Raw genomic sequence first — 15,366 nt, 5'->3', positions numbered from 1 at the left:
GGCGTTACTGCTCTGCCGCCATTTCGATTTCGCTGAGGAAGGCCCAGCTGCCGTTGGCCACGCGCAGCTCCAGCGTGCGGCACTGTGCGGCCAAGGGGGCTGCATTGCCGAGCACATACTCTTCCTCGGTCGAGCCCGTCACACCAGCCTGGGTGAACGGTGCCGACAGCGTGCCGATCATCACGGCGGCAGTTCCCGGCTCGGCACACATCACCTCCGCCAACGTCGGCGTGACGATGCCCCATGCCGGACGGGTCATCGTGTGCAGGCCGATCCAGTCCACCCGTCGGCGCTGGCCCAGGTCGATGGTGATGCTGAAGTTGCCATGCAGGCCGACCCAACCCGCATCCATCGGATTGCGAGGGTCGCCTACCCTGCGGTCGAACAGCTCATGGCCGCTGCTGTCGGGATAGCTGGCCCCCGGCGCCACGCTGTAGTGGTAGGTGGTCTGCACCGGATCGACGATGTACGAGGCACCCAATCCGTACAACCCGCGATAGGTGTTCATCATCCGCGGCGCCTCGCCGTAGCCCTGGCCAGGGCCGACCACTTCGGACATGTGGTACTGGTTGAGCCAGGCAACGCGCTTGCCAGCCGAACGCGCACTCCACAGCTGCTGGTTGATGCGCTGCACCGAAGCCGGCCGGTAGGCACCGGACAGGCCGTGGCCGGTGTCCAGGAACAGCGGGCTGCCATGGTTGAACAGCTCGATGTCGGCCCACACAGCGCTGGCGCCCAGCTGCGCCGACAACGCCTGGTAGTACTGCTCGGTGGAGTAGCCCGGTCGATCCCACTGGAACAGCTTCGCGTGCGAGGCCGCGCCGATTCCGTCCTGCCAGATCTGCACGTCGACACCGGTGGCGGCGCGGAACCGCAGCGCAGCGCTGGCCACGCTGGCCGGATCGACGCTGGAGGACGCCAGGTAGGGCGCCACCATCACCGGCCTGGACGGCGTCGCCGCTTTCAGTGTGGAGACGATCGAACGGTAGAAGGACGTACGGTCGGCGGGCACCTGCGCGGGCTCATCGGTGATGTACCAGCCGGCGAACGCCGGATGCGCCGCGTACTGCTGGGCCAGCTGCGCCATCGACTGCGCAGCATCCTGTGCGACCGCGGCGGCGTTTGATCCCTGCCAGAACGTCGCGCACTGGCCCGAACTGTAGGTGGTGCCGACCACGACCTTCATCCCGCGCGCTGCGGCGGCGTCCAGCACCACTCCCAGCTTGGCCGGGAAGCCGGCGATCCATTCGAAATCCTGCGCGCTGTTGGCGCAGCCCACGCCGGCACGCGTGGCACGGGTCTGGCCGATGATGAGCGTGTCATTGCCCAGATCCTGCAGTTCATCGAGGAACAGCGGCAGCTGCGCCGCCGGCAGCTGCTCATCGCTGGACGAGTAACCGAAGTGGACGAAACTACCGCTCAGCAGCGCACTGTCCGCATGGGCCGGCGCAGCGCAGGCCAGCAGTACGAGCCATCCGAATCTGTTCATGGTGTCCTTTCCTGTCTGGGCCGCCTTCCGGCATGCCTGCCCATCCTAGCCAAGCGGCGCTGTCCGCACAGCCGCGTAGCCGCGCCGTGAACGACAGTACGGCGCGGCGTGAAGGCGGCGACGCCGGTGCGGACACTCCCTTAGCCGGGCACCGGCAAGGATGAGCTTCCCTTTCATGCAACGGGAGCCTTCCCATGGCCGACCAGCCCCACGGCACCTCCCATCGTGGCTTCGCCTCGATGGACCAGGACAAGCAGCGCGCGATCGCAGCAAAGGGTGGACGCGCCGCGCATGCGTCCGGCAACGCACATGAGTTCAGCGCGGCCGAGGCGCGCGTGGCCGGCCGCAAGGGCGGCGAGGCGATCAGCCGCAATCGCCAGCACATGGCCGCGATCGGCCGCGAAGGCGGGCACGCTCGCCACGCCAACGCACGGCAGCAGCAACCGCAGCAAGCGCCCGAACCCACGCCAGCAACGGAGGGGCCGCAACGCCAGCAGGGCTGACCGGGGCGCGCTCAGGCGCGCCTGCGCTGCCGGAACAGCCCGAGTGCCGCCAGCAGGGCCAGCACGCCGGCGATCGCCATCGCGCAGCCGAAACCGCTGGCGATTGCGCTGCGGTACCAGGCCAGCGCCTGCGCCCTGGGCAGCAATGACGACGGTTGCAGGATCAGCACCTGCGCCTGCGCGGCCAGCGCGGGCTGTCCTGCCGCGTGCGCCGTTGCAGCGAACTGCCGCACCGCGCGCAGGCCCATCAGGCTGCCCAGCAGCGCGATGCCCAGGCTCATGCCCGCCTGGCGCAGGGCGTTCATCGTGGCCGATGCAATACCGGCGCGCTCGGCGGGTACGCAGGCCATCACCGCCATGCCGGTTGCCGGCACCGCCAGGCCCATGCCAACGCCGAGCAGCATCAGCAGTGCGTTGGCATCGCCACGCCCAGTGCCCGGCTCGAAGGTGGCGATCGCGCACAGCGCCACGCCGGTCAGTGCATACCCCGACACCAGCGCGGCATGCAGCCCGATGCGTGCCACCAGACGGCCGAACAGCAACGACACCGCGCCCATCAGCACGAACTGCGGTACCAGCTGCGAACCCGCCTGCGCCGCATCGTGGCCCTGTGCCTGCTGGAAGAACAGCGACAGGAAGAACAGGCTGGCATAGGCGGTGAATCCAAGCACGAACGAGGCCAGGTTGAGCATGCCAAAACCGGGCATCGCCAACAGGTCCAGCGGCAGCAGCGGTCGCGCCACGCGACGCTCGACCCACGCAAACAGCGCCAGGCCGGATGCCGCGATGGCGAGCGCCAGCAGGGTGGAAGGCGCCAGCAGGCCGTGCTCGCCGATCGCGATCAGGCCGTAGCTGAGCGCACCCAGCGCGACGATGCTGAGCAGCTGCCCGGCCGGGTCCAGCGCGGCATGCTGCGGATGCCGTCGCTCCGGAATGCCCCAGGCGCCCAGCACCAGTGCAAGCGCGCCCAGCGGCAGGTTGATCAGGAAGATGCTGGGCCAGCCGGCGCGCTGCACCAGTTCACCGCCCAGCAGCGGCCCCAGCACCAACGCCAGCGCACTGAACGCCGACCAGCCCCCGATCACGCGCGCACGCGTGCGCGCTTCAGGAAACGCATGGCTGAGGATCGGCATTGCACTGGGAATCAACAGGGCACCGGCCACACCCTGCACCGCCCGCCCCGCCACCAGTGCAGGCAGGCTGCCTGCGCAGGCACACAGCAGCGAGCCGGTGATGAAGGTCGCCACGCTGAGCAACCACATGCGGCGGTGGCCGTAGCGGTCACCCAGCGGCCCCGCCGACAGCATTACGGCCGACAGGGCGATGGCGTAGGCGTTGATCACCCACTGCAGCCCCGCCATGTCGGTGTGCAGTGCCTGCTGCAGCGTCGGCAGCGCGACGTTGACGATGCTGATGTCCAGCGAGGCGAGGAACGTGCCCAGATAGGCCGCCAGCACCAGGGCCGGCCGTCGGAAGCGTTGCATGTACGGATCCCGGGGAGGATGTGCGCGCATCGTAGTTGACTGACTGACCGTCGGTCAATGACTGGCGGTCAGTCATTGCAGGGGGACGGCTAGAATGATGACCGTCGCACCCGGACCCCGCCCCATGCAGATCCCCGCCGTCGCCAGGCCCCGCACCAAACCCGCTGAAACCCGCCAGGAAGAGCTGATGGACGCCGCGCAGGCGCTGTTCCTGTCAAAGGGCGTGGAAGCGACCACCATCAGCGACATCGTGGCCGCCGCCGACGTGGCCAAGGGTACCTTCTATACCTACTTCGCCTCGCGCACCGAGATCCTGCAGGCGCTGGCACAGCGCTATACGCAACAGTTCATGGCCGAGGTCGACCACGCCGTGCAGCAGCATCCTGCCGACGATGGCGTGGCGCGCCTGCGCGCCTGGATCCGCGCCAACATCGAGATCTACGCACGCACTCACGCGCTGCACGACGTCGTCTATGCCAACCATCACCACCACCAGCGCGGCAATGCCGAGCGCAACGCGATCCAGCAGCAGTTGCTCGGCATCCTGGAAGCAGGTGTGTACGCGGGCCTGTGGCAGCTGCCGGCACCGCAGGTCACGGCCTCGCTGATCTATGCCGGCGTGCACGGCGCCACCGATGACCTGATCGCTGCGCCGGCACAGGACGCGGACAGCTTCATCGGGGCGGTGGTGGCCGACTGCCTGCGCATGGTCGGCGTGTCGCCGGCCCTGAAGCGTGGCGGCACGCGCCGCTGAAGCCCTCGCCGTCGCTCAGGAATGGGCGAGGATATTCAACAGCCGGCCGAACGGGTCGCGGACAAAGAAGCGCCGCACGCCCCAGGGCTCATCGGCCGGGCCATATTCCAGCGCAATGCCGGCCGCGTGCATGCGCTCCAGCACGTCCTGCAGATTGTCCACTTCGATCGACAGGTCCGGCACCGGCGTGCCCGATCCCCCTTCACTGGCGAAGCTGACCTGCGCCAGTGCACTGCCCTGCCCGCCATGGGTGACGATCCAGCCATGGTCCATCACCACCGGCATGCCGAGCAGCTCGCCATAGAACGCAGCGGCACGGGCGGGATCGGACGTGGCGATGTTTGCGACGACACGCTTGACGGCCATGGACCACTCCATCGGGAAGAATGCGTCGAGACTGCCCGACCCTGCGCACAAACAGAAGAGCCCCGCCACGGACGGGGCTCGTCATCCGCCGAACATGGCGGGGCTTACACCGCGCCGCAGCGCTCCATGATGCATCGGTCGTATTCGTACTGGCATTCCATGGCATCACCGCCACCGGATACACATGCCTGGTAGGCCTTCCAGCAGGGCAGATCGCAGGGCTGAACCGGTCCGGCCACGGCCACCGAGCCGCTGCAGGCCATGGCGAACACAGCACCGGCAATCACTTTCCTGAAAGTACGCATCGACATCACTCCTTGATAAGCCTGGTGAGCCCAGGCCGAGCCACAGTAAAGAGATCGAATGGAGACCAGGTGAACCCACGCGTCACACACGCTTAACGCGTTCATAAAATTTCCTTCACACTACTGGGGGATATCGCCATTCCTTGGCGTTAACGGCCTTGTTGTCCGTCAACCAAGGAAGTTGTCCGATGAATCACCCGCTGTACGGCCGTTCGTCCCGCTCCCTGTCGCACCGCCCGCTGGCGCTTGCCGTCGCCAGCTCGCTGCTGCTGGCCGCCGCATTGCCGGCCATGGCCAGCGAATCACTTGATGCCTGGCAGCAGCAGCGCCAGCTGCAGGCTGCATGGGCGCAGCCGACGAACACTTCTTCCCCTGCGGTTTCCGTCGCTGAGGCGATGCCGGCTGCCACAGGCAGCTCCTCGGTTCTTGGCACCCCCGGCGACCCCGCCAGCTGGCGCACGGCCGAGTTCAACGCAGATTGGGGACTGGCGGCGACCAATGCCGACTACGCGTACGCCCGTGGCCTGACCGGCACCGGCATCCGCCTGGGCGTGTTCGACAGCGGCACCGGACTGGATCATCCGGACTTTGCGGGCAAGAATCATCGCAGCATCCATATCGCCGACCTGCTCGCCGACGGCAGCCCCTGCACCAACACCACCCGTCTTACTGGACCAGGCGCGTGCTTCTCGAGCGACGGCAATGACGTGCAGGTGACCTATGTCGGCTTCAACGCCAACGTCCCGCAGAACATCCGTGACCTGATCCGGGCCGGCAACTACGTGCAGGCCGGCATCAAGTACGAGGTGCATGGCACGCACGTTGCCGGCACCATCGCCGCGAACCGCGATGGCAATGGCATGCATGGCGTGGCGTTTGGTGCAGACCTGAGCGTCGCCCGCCTGTTCTTCAACAGTGCGAGGGAGTGGCAGCGAGTGGGCACCAGCTACTCGGTCGTCTCTCTGGGCGGCGTGGGACCCAAACCCTCCGCCGTCATCGACATGTATGCCCAGATGAACGCACAGGGCGTGCGCGCGGTGAACCACAGCTGGGGCCTTACCAATGAACCCAATGCCACGCTGATGGACCAGATCTACAACGACCCGGATGACAGGGCGTACCTGGCCACCTACGCAGACGGTTCCCGTGCCAATGGCATGATCCAGGTCTGGGCAGCAGGAAACTCACCTGCCCGAGCCGTTACCGCACCGGTATCGGCCAGCCCGATCGCCGGCATGTACGCCACCCTGCCCCGCGCCTTCGCCGACATCGAGAAGTACTGGCTCAGCGTGGTCAACGTTGGCCAGGACTTCACTCTCAGCCGGACTTCCAACAAGTGTGGCCTCAGCGCCAACTGGTGCCTCGCCGCGCCCGGCTCGGACATCAACTCCACCGTCTACGGCAGCGATTCCGCACTGGCCGCAGCGCTGGGCATTGATGCCAACGGCAATCTTTCGCTCGACGTCAGCCAGCGCGTGCCGACCTACAGCTACGGACTGCTCAGCGGCACCTCGATGGCCGCCCCGCACGTCACGGGCGCATTGGGGTTGCTGTTCGAACGATTCCCCTACCTGGACAGCGCACAGGTCCGCGACATTCTGCTCACCACGACGCGTGACCTTGGTGCACCGGGAATCGACGAGATCTACGGCTGGGGACTGATGGACCTGCGCAAGGCCATCGAAGGCTATGGCTCGCTGCGCGTGGACACCAACGTGGTGATGAACCAGAAGGCCGGCGGCCTGAAGGTCTGGGAAGGCGATGCCTGGGACAACTGGACCAATGACATCGGCGGCCCCGGCAAGCTGACCAAATCCGGCATCGGCTGGCTGCGTTTGAGCGGCAACAACAGCTTCAACGGCGCGGTACTGCAGGACGGCACGCTGGAATTGAACGGCGTCAACACGCTCACTTCGGCAGTCGAGGTGCAGGGCGGCCGGTTCCTGCTCAACGGCAGCCTGGTCTCCACCGCCCTGACCACCACCGGTGGCGTCAGCACGGTCAGCGCCAGCGGCGTGCTGAACAACAGCAACCTGGTGGTCAACGGCGGTGTGGTGTCCTTCAACGGCACGCAGACCGGCGGCACCACCACGGTCGGCGCCAACGGCCTGCTGAAGGGCGTCGGCACGCTTGGCAACACCCGCGTGGACGGCATCATCGCGCCAGGCAACTCGATCGGCACGCTGACCATCAACGGCAACTACGTGCAGGGCGCTACCGGTACCTATGCAGCCGAGCTGGCACCGGGCGGCCGCAGTGACCAGCTGCACGTGACCGGTACTGCCACCCTCGGCGGCACCCTGGTCGCGCTGCCGGAACCGGGCGTGTACTACCTCGGCGAACAGTTCAACTTCCTGCGTGCAGACGGTGGCATCAGCGGCCAGTTCGCCAAGACCGACTTCAGCGCGTTCTCGCCCTTCCTGAAGTTCAGCCTGGCCTATGGGGCCAATGGCACACGCATCGATGTCGCCCGTGGCGCCTCGCTGACCACGGCTGCCAACACGCCCAACCAGCGTGCAGTGGCAGCGGCAGCCGACCTGCTGCCGATCGCCCAGGGCCTGCCCAAGCCGCTGACCCAGCTGTTCCCGCAGCAGGTCGGTGGCGTGCTCGATGGCCTCAGCGGCGAGCTGCACCCGGCCACGGCGATCGCCCTGGTCGAGGGCAGCCGCTACGTGCGCGACGCCGCGCTGTCACGCCGTGCCGGCGCGACCGCGCCCGGTGCCGACGTGGGTGATGCGACCGGTGCATGGGTGCAGGCCATCGGTGGCAACGGCAAGCTGGACGGTGACTTCAACACCGCCCGCACCGAAGCCAACAGCAACGGCCTGCTGGTCGGCATCGACCGTGAGTTCTCCGGCTGGCAGGTTGGCGTGCTGGCCGGCACCGGCCGTACCGACGTGAAGCAGCAGGACCGCCGCGCCAAGTCGAAGATCGACAACACGCACTTCGGTGCCTATGCCAGCCACAGCTGGGGCGGTTTCGGCCTGCGCGGTGGCGTGGCGTGGAGCAAGCACGAGGTAAAGAGCACGCGTGATGTCGCCTTCGCAGGCTTCAGCGACAGCCTGAGTGCGCGCTACGACGCCCGCACCCGCCAGGCCTTCATCGAAGCCGGCTACCGCTTCGGTGGCCCGGAAGCCGGGCTGGAACCGTACCTGCAGGTCGCACGCGTGGAAGTGGATCTCAAGCGTGTCAACGAACGCGGCGGCGCAGCGGCCCTGCAGGGCAAGGTGGACGATACCGGAACCACGATCGCCACCGCTGGCGTGCGCTTCGACAAGGGGCTGAAGGCTTCGTTCCAGCAGGACAGCTGGCTGCACCTGCGCGGTGGCGTCGGCTATCGCCGTGCTTCCGGTGATCGCAGCCAGGTCGCCAACCTTGCCTTCGCCAACGGTGCTACGACCTTCGCCGTCAACGGCGCACCGATTGCCGACAACGCGGTAGTGGCCGAGCTGGGCCTGTCAGCCTGGCTGACCCCGCGACAACAGCTGGAACTGGGCTACAGCGGCCAGTTCGGCAGCGAAAGCCGCGACCACGGCGCGAACGCACGCTGGTCCGTGCGTTTCTGATTCCGCAGCAGTGTGCCCTTGAAGGGTTGGGGCGGCCTCACGGCCGCCCCTTTTTTTTCAACACACCGGGAAAGGTGGCCGGGGCAGCGCACTGCCCCGGCCGTGGCGGTTCCGGGGAGAAAACCGCCTTGAAGCATCAGGCTGCCTTCATCGCATGCTTGCGTGCACGCATGACGTTGTGGCACTCCTGCACCTCCGGCAGCAGCTGGGTCACTTCCTGGCGTACCGCCGGCGGAAGCTCGTTGTCCTTCAGCACATCCTTGAACGCGCCCAGCAGGCGGTCCTCCGATTCTTCCAGCTCGGCCACATAGCCATAGTTGGTATCACCGAAGGCTGCACGCACCTTGCCGTAGAACTGCTGCATCGAACCGACCACGGTGCCATGCTCTGCAGGCTTGCCGCCGCTGGCGGCCACCGAGCTGCTCAGCGCCGCAACGATGCGGCCCTTGACGCCGGCGATGCGGGTGAACAATGCCGACAGCTCAGCATCCTTCACCTTGGTGGCCGCTTCCTCGTAGAACGTCTTGCCATCGCGGGCGATCTCGATCAGGTCGTTGAGGCGATGCTCGATGGTGGACTGGGTGCTCATATCGTCATTTCTCCATGCTCGGAAGTGAGTGCACGATGGCAACAATGGTGCTGTTGCCTGCGACTCCACCCTGGAGGATCGGATGTGCTCCCCGGGTGAGCAGCGATTGATCCGCGCATCACTCTGCACAACTGCAGCTGTCGATTTCACTTGACGCTGCGCAGCATTCACGCCGAACAAGCGAACGCACGTGCATCGCCAGGCGCAGCCGGCCACCCCGCGATGCAGTGCCCCGCGCTGCACGGCATGAACGCCGTGCAGGACGCGCGACGATAACGCGTCCATAACGTAATTGAAGTGTAAACGGGGTGTTAGGTTCCTCCCGATTCCGCACAGCGGAGTTTCAGATCGGTTCCGACGCAGCCATGTGCGGAACCCATACAACTGGATTTGGAGAGAGCCAAATGCATCACTCGTACACCCTGCTTTCGCTGGCAGTGGGAACCGCGCTGGCCGCTGCCTGGGCACCGGCCGCGCACGCACAGACCGACGGCGACAAGACACCGAAGAACCTCGACCGCATCCAGGTCACCGGCTCGGCCATCCGCAGCGTGGACATCGAAACCCAGCAGCCGATCATCGCCATCACCCGTTCGATGATCGAGCACCAGGGCTTCACCACCATCGCCGACCTGCTGCAGAACCTGACCTCCACCGGCGCGCCGGCCATCTCCCGCGCGCGTGCGCTGGCCTCCGGCGAGAACGTCGGCGGCTACTACGCCGACATTCGCAACCTCGGTGCCACGCGCACGCTGGTACTGGTCAACGGCAAGCGATTGGGCGCAACCACCGGCGGCCTCCAGGACCTGAGCCAGATACCGATGAGCGCAGTCGAGCGCATCGACGTCCTGAAGGATGGCGCCTCCGCGCTGTACGGCTCCGATGCCATCGCCGGCGTGGTCAACATCATCACCCGCAAGGACTACGACGGCCTGGAAGTCTCGGTGCAGCACGGCCAGTTCAGCCAGGGCGACGGCAAGGACAGCACGTTCTCGCTGGTCACCGGCGCACGCGGCGAGCGCGGTGGCTACACGCTGGCCCTGGAATACCAGAAGTCCGATCCGGTGTTCGCGCGCGACCGTTCGTTCTCGAAACATGGCGGTGCCGGCCCCGGCTATCCCGGCGCGGACTGGAGCAACATCAGCCAGAACGGCTCCTGGTGCGCCCCCGCGCTCTACAGGTGCAACACCGGCGATGCCGTGTTCAAGACGCTCAACCGTGGCGGCAACCCGAAGAACCCCAACGACTACCACCCGATCACTCCAGCCGAGTTCGCCAATGGCAATGAGCAGATGCTCCTGCAGACCGGCATCGAGCGCCGCTCGTTGTTCCTCAGTACCGACTATGCGCTGACCGACCAGATCAAGTTCAGCACCGACATCGGCTACAACGAGCGCGTCACCGACCAGCAGATCGCAGGTTACCCGTACCAGTCCACCAAGTTCGGCACGCCGCTGTCGGCCGCCAGCGTGTTCAACCCGGTCGGCCGCAACGTCGAGTTCAACCGACGCCTGTGGGAGCTGCCGCGCACCACCGAAAGCAAGCTGAAGTCACTGCGCATCGCGCCCAGCCTGTCCGGCTATTTCGAGCTGGCCACCAAGACCTACGACTGGGAAGTGGGCGCCTTGTTCAACCGCAACGAAGTCACAAAAACAGGCCGTGGCGACATGAGCCTGATCGCTTCCCGGCAGGCATTGGGGGCTTCCTACCTCGATGCCAACGGCGTGGCACGGTGTGGCACGGCGGCATCGCCGGTCTCCGGCTGCCTGGCCTGGAATCCTTTGCTGCCATTCGGTGTCGCGGGGGCAGGCTCTCTCTCCGACCCCGAATTGCAGCGCTTCTTGTTCCCTACCTTCACCGATACCGGCATCACCAAGACCCGCAGCTACTTCGCCAACATCTCCGGTCCGGTGATCGACCTGCCTGCCGGTGAACTGTCGGTGGCGCTCGGCTACCAGTACCGCAAGGAAGAGGGGCGCTTCGTGCCCGACGCCTTCGCGCAGTCGCGCCAGAGCACCGCGCTGGGCGCATCGACCACCGCCGGCGACTACAGCCTCAATGAGTTCTTCGCCGAAGTGAACGTGCCGGTGCTGCGCGACCTGCCGTTCGCCAAGGAGCTGACCGTGAACCTGGCCACGCGCTATTCCGACTATAGCAACTTCGGCAGCACCACCAACTCCAAGGCGAGCTTTGCCTGGCGCCCGATCGAGGAGCTGATGGTCCGCGGCACCTTCGCCGAGGGCTTCCGTGCACCCAGCATCTCCGACCTCTACGGCGGGCTGGGTACCAGCTTCGAAACCTACGTCGATCCCTGCGGCACGGGTGCCACCAACAGCGTCAACGGCAACGCGGCGTGCAATGCGGCCGGCGTCCCGCTGGGCTACCAGCAGCTGAACCAGAGCCTCAAGCCCTGCGCCAGTTATCCGTGTGCCACCCCCGACGAGTTCACCACCGGCTCCAACCCGAAGCTGCGCCCGGAGGAATCCAAGAGCAGGACGGTGGGCGTGGTCTGGAGCCCGCGCTGGGTCGACGGGCTGGACATCAACCTGGACTGGTACAGCTACAAGATCACAAACATGATCATCCAGGACAGCGTCGACCGCATCCTGCGTGACTGCTACGTGCTCGGCAATGCGCCGCGTTGCGGCAGCATCAAGCGCGCGGGCGACGGCCATATCACCAGCATGTTCTATGGCCTGGCCAATCTCGGTGCGATGGAAACCGAAGGCTGGGACCTGGGCATCCGCTACCGGCTGCCGGAGTTCTCGTTCGGCCGTTTCACTCTCGACCTGCAGAACAGCTACGTCTCCAGGTACGACGAGCAGAACCAGAACTCGGCCGGCGAAACGATCATGATGGGCCGCATCGGCCAGCCAGGCATCTTCCGCCTGCGCTCCAACCTCGGCGTGAACTGGCAGCTGGGCAACTTCACCACACAGTACACCCTGCGCTACTACTCCGGCATGGTGGAGAGCTGCGTGCCGAATCGCCCCTGCACCCTGCCCGACCGCTATGCCTACGGCGAACCGGACGCGCAGCGCAGGGTGGGTGGCAATGCCTTCCATGACATCCAGGTCAGCTACAAGCTGCCGTGGAACGGCACCGTCGCGCTGGGTTCGAACAATGTGTTCAACCACCAGGGGCCGATCATGTTCTCCAAGCCGTCCAGCTCCTTCCCCTATTACGGTGGATTCGATATCGGTCGCACCGTGTATGTGAAGTACTCACAGCGCTTCTGACCTGAACGGGCCGTGCGCGTGGCCGGCGGAAGGGGAGTCCGCCGGCCACGCTGCACACTTCCTCCACTCAATCTCCATCGTTATTCGACGGAATCTCCAAGGTTTCCGGCAACACTGATGTCATGACGGCAAAGGAGCCAGACCGCATGGATCGCCACGCGCGCCGATGCTGCATGCCCGTCTCCAGGTTCACCACTGCATGCAATGGCACAGCCCGGTCGGTCAATGCCGGTCGGGCCGTTGCAAGGGAAGTACGAGATGACGACGGCAGTTCGCACCGGCCTGACCGACCTGGTCGCTGACGCGCAGCGCTACCTGCGCAGGGTCCTGCCAGGGCTTGCCTCGGCGGTGCATCCGGTCACGGTGGCACACGCCATTCCGCACGCGATGGCCTCGCGCTACCACATCGCCGAGCTGACCCTGTACGGTGAAACACCCGCCATGCTCGCCGTGGCCCGCGAGCCGGGCGAGCCCAGCAGCCGCGTCATCCAGGACGTGCGCAGCCTGCGCTCGGCGGCAAATGCGCTGGTGTTGTATGTCTCGCCCTACCTCACACCTACCCAGCGGCGCTTCCTGGTCGAGAACCACATCGATTTCGTGGTGCCGCACGCGCAGCTGTTCGCGCCGAGCCTGGCCATCGAGTTCCGCGACGCGCCCGACCACGAGAAGAAAGCGATCTCGCTGCTGCCTTCGGCACAGGCCGTGCTGATCCACGTGCTGTTGTCCGGGCAGCCGCGCTGGTGGTCGCCCCGCGAAATCAGTGCCAGCGCAGGGTATACCTCGATGACCGCATCGCGATTGTCCGCCGAGCTGGTGGGGCGTGGCCTGGCCGAACGCTCCACCGGCGGCCGCGAACGCTTCCTGCGCCTGGCGGGCGATCGCCGTGATGTCTGGGCCAAAGCACAGCCCTTCCTGCGCTCACCGGTGCTGAAAGAAGTCGATGTCTGCTGGGAACAGGTGGGCACCCTGCTGGCCGATGCAGGCCAGCCGGCGCCGCGTGCAGGTCTGGATGCACTGGACGCGGACAGGTCACCCGCCGTGGTGACCACCCGTGCGCTGCATATCGATGCCTGGCGCGCGCTCGCTGCGCAGCCGGTGGACGCCCACGGCTGCGCACAGCAGGCGCGGCTGCAGGTATGGGCCTATCCACCGGCATTCACCGGGGGCGGCGCAGTGGTCGACCCGCTGTCGCTGTACCTGAGCCTGCAGGGCAAGCGCGGCCACGACAGCGATGCGCTGGAACGGCGGGTCGAACAGGCACTGGCAACCGCGCAGCACGCCTGATCGCCCGTCTCAGCCTAGGCCTGCGGTTCCACCGTGGCCTGTGCCGCGCGCTTGGCGCTGAACTCAGCAAATACCACGCCCGACACCGCCAGCAGGCCGCCCCCCAGCACCCATCCGCTGAGCGACTCGCCCAGCAGCAGGACCGCCAGTGCCGCCGTCACGATCGGCACCAGGTTGAAGAAGCCCGAAACGCGTGCCGCCCCCAACCGCGAAAGACCCGTCATCCAGGTCAGAGGCGCAAGGATCGACGCGCACACAGCGGCGAAACCGATACAGCCCACGGCGGTCAGGTTGTTCACCCCACTGCCGACCAGCAGCTGCAGTGGCAGCAGGATCAGCGACGCGGCCGTGGCCTGCAGGAACAATGACTCCAGCACCGACAGCGGAATTTTCCAGCGCTGCATGAGCACGTTGTAGGCGGCAAATGCCAACGCGCCGATCAGCATGATCGCATCGCCGCGATTCAGGCCGTGCGCCGCCAGCCGTGCCAGGTCGCCCTGCGATACCACCGCCACCACACCGACCGTGGAAACCACCGCACCGGCGATGGCGGCGCCGCGTACCGGATGGCCCATGAACAGGCGTGACAGCGCCAGCGCGATCAACGGGATCAGCGCCTGGATCACGCCCATGTTGGTGGCCGAGGTGAAGTGCGCCGCATAGTACGCCAGGCACTGGTACATCACTCCGCCCAGGCAGCCCAGCACCAGGAAGCGCCCCAGATTCGCGCGCACGACCGGCAGATGGCCGCGCAGCCGTGGCCATGCGAAGGGCAGCAGGATGATCGCGGCCACCAGCCAGCGGAAGAAGCCGATGTCGATCGGCCCGACCGCGCCGGAGGCGAGCTTGGTGACAATGGTGTTGGCGCCCCACAGCAGGCAGGCGAGGATCGGGAAGAGATAGTTCAAGACGGCAGGTGTACGTGGGAGAATGACCAGCGTACGCTTGGCGCATGTCAAGGACATCCTGAAAATGCGCCACTCCGACCCGGGCTTGCGGCAGCCGATGGAGCCCATCCCCACCTTCCGCCAGCTGCCCGGCCCGATCTACTTCCGGCAGGGTGCGATGGAACCCACCGACTGGGGCACGCACAGCCATCCCTGGGGACAGTTCAACTTCGTTGCGCAGGGCGTGATGGAAATGAAGATCGAGGGCGAGTGGATGGTGTCTCCGCCGCACTATGCGCTCTGGATTCCGCCGGGCGTGGCCCATTACTCGCGCAACCGCTCGGTGCTGGCCTATCGATCAGCCTACCTGTCGCCGGCGTTGTCGCAGCGCTTGCCCGCGCGTTGCCGGGCGCTGGAGGTCACGCCCCTTCTGCGCGAACTGCTGCACGAACTGGCGCGCCAGGGCGTGACCGATCCGCAGACGCCTGCACAACGGCGCATGGCAACTGTAGTCATCGACCAGATCGTCAACGCCTCGGTGCTGCCCAGCTTCCTGCCGATCGCCAGCAGCGATGCATTGAAGCAGGTGATGGCGTACATGGAGAAGCATCTGCAGGCCGCCGAACCGGTGGCCGACATCGCACAACGGCACCACATGAGCGTGCGCAAGCTGGAGCGCATGGCGCGCAGTGAACTGGGCATGTCGCTGGGTGACTGGCGCGGGCGGGTGAAGTTCGTGCGCGCCACCGAGGCACTGTGCACACGCAAGCCGATCAGCCGCATCGCCGAGGAGCTGGGCTATTCAGCAGTCAGCGCATTCGCCGAAATGTTCAAGCGGCATGCGCACTGCACGCCGGACCAGTATCGGAAGCTGCACCGGGCCGGGTGAAGGGGCGCGTC

Annotated in this window: 12 protein-coding genes; 6 read left to right on the top strand and 6 right to left on the bottom strand. The window is 66.3% G+C overall.

Going from position 1 to position 15,366, the window contains the following annotated elements:
- Positions 1-4: 4 nt before the first annotated feature.
- On the bottom strand, positions 5-1,489 hold the full coding sequence (locus B9Y64_RS06510; RefSeq protein ID WP_100440007.1) for a DUF4434 domain-containing protein: 1,485 nt from the start codon (positions 1,487-1,489) through the stop codon (positions 5-7).
- 194 nt (positions 1,490-1,683) lie between these two features.
- On the opposite strand from B9Y64_RS06510, the gene B9Y64_RS06505 reads away from it, so the two are divergent.
- A complete protein-coding gene (locus B9Y64_RS06505; protein ID WP_100440006.1) occupies positions 1,684-1,992 on the top strand; it encodes a KGG domain-containing protein in 309 nt (102 codons plus the stop codon).
- Positions 1,993-2,003: 11 nt separating this feature from the next.
- On the opposite strand, the gene B9Y64_RS06500 is transcribed toward B9Y64_RS06505, so the two are convergent.
- Complete coding sequence (locus B9Y64_RS06500) at positions 2,004-3,476, bottom strand: MFS transporter (protein ID WP_100440005.1); 1,473 nt, start codon at positions 3,474-3,476, stop codon at positions 2,004-2,006.
- A 124-nt stretch (positions 3,477-3,600) separates the two neighbouring features.
- On the opposite strand from B9Y64_RS06500, the gene B9Y64_RS06495 reads away from it, so the two are divergent.
- Positions 3,601-4,230: a TetR/AcrR family transcriptional regulator gene (locus B9Y64_RS06495; protein WP_100440004.1), complete on the top strand. Its 630-nt coding sequence runs from the start codon at positions 3,601-3,603 to the stop codon at positions 4,228-4,230.
- Positions 4,231-4,245: 15 nt separating this feature from the next.
- On the opposite strand, the gene B9Y64_RS06490 is transcribed toward B9Y64_RS06495, so the two are convergent.
- Positions 4,246-4,596 (bottom strand): VOC family protein, encoded by a 351-nt coding sequence (locus tag B9Y64_RS06490; RefSeq protein ID WP_100440003.1) that lies wholly within the window; start codon positions 4,594-4,596, stop codon positions 4,246-4,248.
- 104 nt (positions 4,597-4,700) lie between these two features.
- Positions 4,701-4,901 (bottom strand): hypothetical protein, encoded by a 201-nt coding sequence (locus B9Y64_RS06485; protein ID WP_100440682.1) that lies wholly within the window; start codon positions 4,899-4,901, stop codon positions 4,701-4,703.
- Positions 4,902-5,089: 188 nt separating this feature from the next.
- Here B9Y64_RS06485 and B9Y64_RS06480 point away from each other — a divergent pair, with 188 nt between their 5' ends.
- Positions 5,090-8,467 (top strand): autotransporter domain-containing protein, encoded by a 3,378-nt coding sequence (locus B9Y64_RS06480; RefSeq protein WP_100440002.1) that lies wholly within the window; start codon positions 5,090-5,092, stop codon positions 8,465-8,467.
- Between the two features lie 136 nt (positions 8,468-8,603).
- Here B9Y64_RS06480 and B9Y64_RS06475 read toward each other — a convergent pair whose 3' ends face one another.
- A complete protein-coding gene (locus B9Y64_RS06475) occupies positions 8,604-9,056 on the bottom strand; it encodes a PA2169 family four-helix-bundle protein (RefSeq protein ID WP_100440001.1) in 453 nt (150 codons plus the stop codon).
- A gap of 404 nt (positions 9,057-9,460) precedes the next feature.
- Here B9Y64_RS06475 and B9Y64_RS06470 point away from each other — a divergent pair, with 404 nt between their 5' ends.
- Both B9Y64_RS06470 and B9Y64_RS06465 read left to right on the top strand, forming a co-directional pair.
- Positions 9,461-12,295: a TonB-dependent receptor domain-containing protein gene (locus tag B9Y64_RS06470; RefSeq protein ID WP_100440000.1), complete on the top strand. Its 2,835-nt coding sequence runs from the start codon at positions 9,461-9,463 to the stop codon at positions 12,293-12,295.
- A gap of 258 nt (positions 12,296-12,553) precedes the next feature.
- Positions 12,554-13,579 carry a hypothetical protein gene (locus B9Y64_RS06465; RefSeq protein WP_100439999.1) on the top strand — a complete coding sequence of 342 codons (1,026 nt, stop codon included), beginning with the start codon at positions 12,554-12,556 and terminating at the stop codon, positions 13,577-13,579.
- Between the two features lie 14 nt (positions 13,580-13,593).
- Here the strand turns inward: B9Y64_RS06465 and B9Y64_RS06460 are convergent, their stop codons facing one another.
- Positions 13,594-14,544, bottom strand: coding sequence for a DMT family transporter (locus B9Y64_RS06460; protein WP_202909050.1), 951 nt, complete (start codon positions 14,542-14,544; stop codon positions 13,594-13,596).
- 7 nt (positions 14,545-14,551) lie between these two features.
- Here B9Y64_RS06460 and B9Y64_RS06455 point away from each other — a divergent pair, with 7 nt between their 5' ends.
- Positions 14,552-15,355, top strand: a complete 804-nt coding sequence (locus B9Y64_RS06455) for an AraC family transcriptional regulator (protein ID WP_100440681.1) — start codon at positions 14,552-14,554, stop codon at positions 15,353-15,355.
- The last annotated feature ends 11 nt before the right edge of the window (positions 15,356-15,366 follow it).

The organism is Stenotrophomonas maltophilia (assembly GCF_002799245.1).
Lineage (GTDB): Bacteria > Pseudomonadota > Gammaproteobacteria > Xanthomonadales > Xanthomonadaceae > Stenotrophomonas > Stenotrophomonas maltophilia_S.
This window is presented reverse-complemented; position numbering and strand designations above follow the sequence as displayed.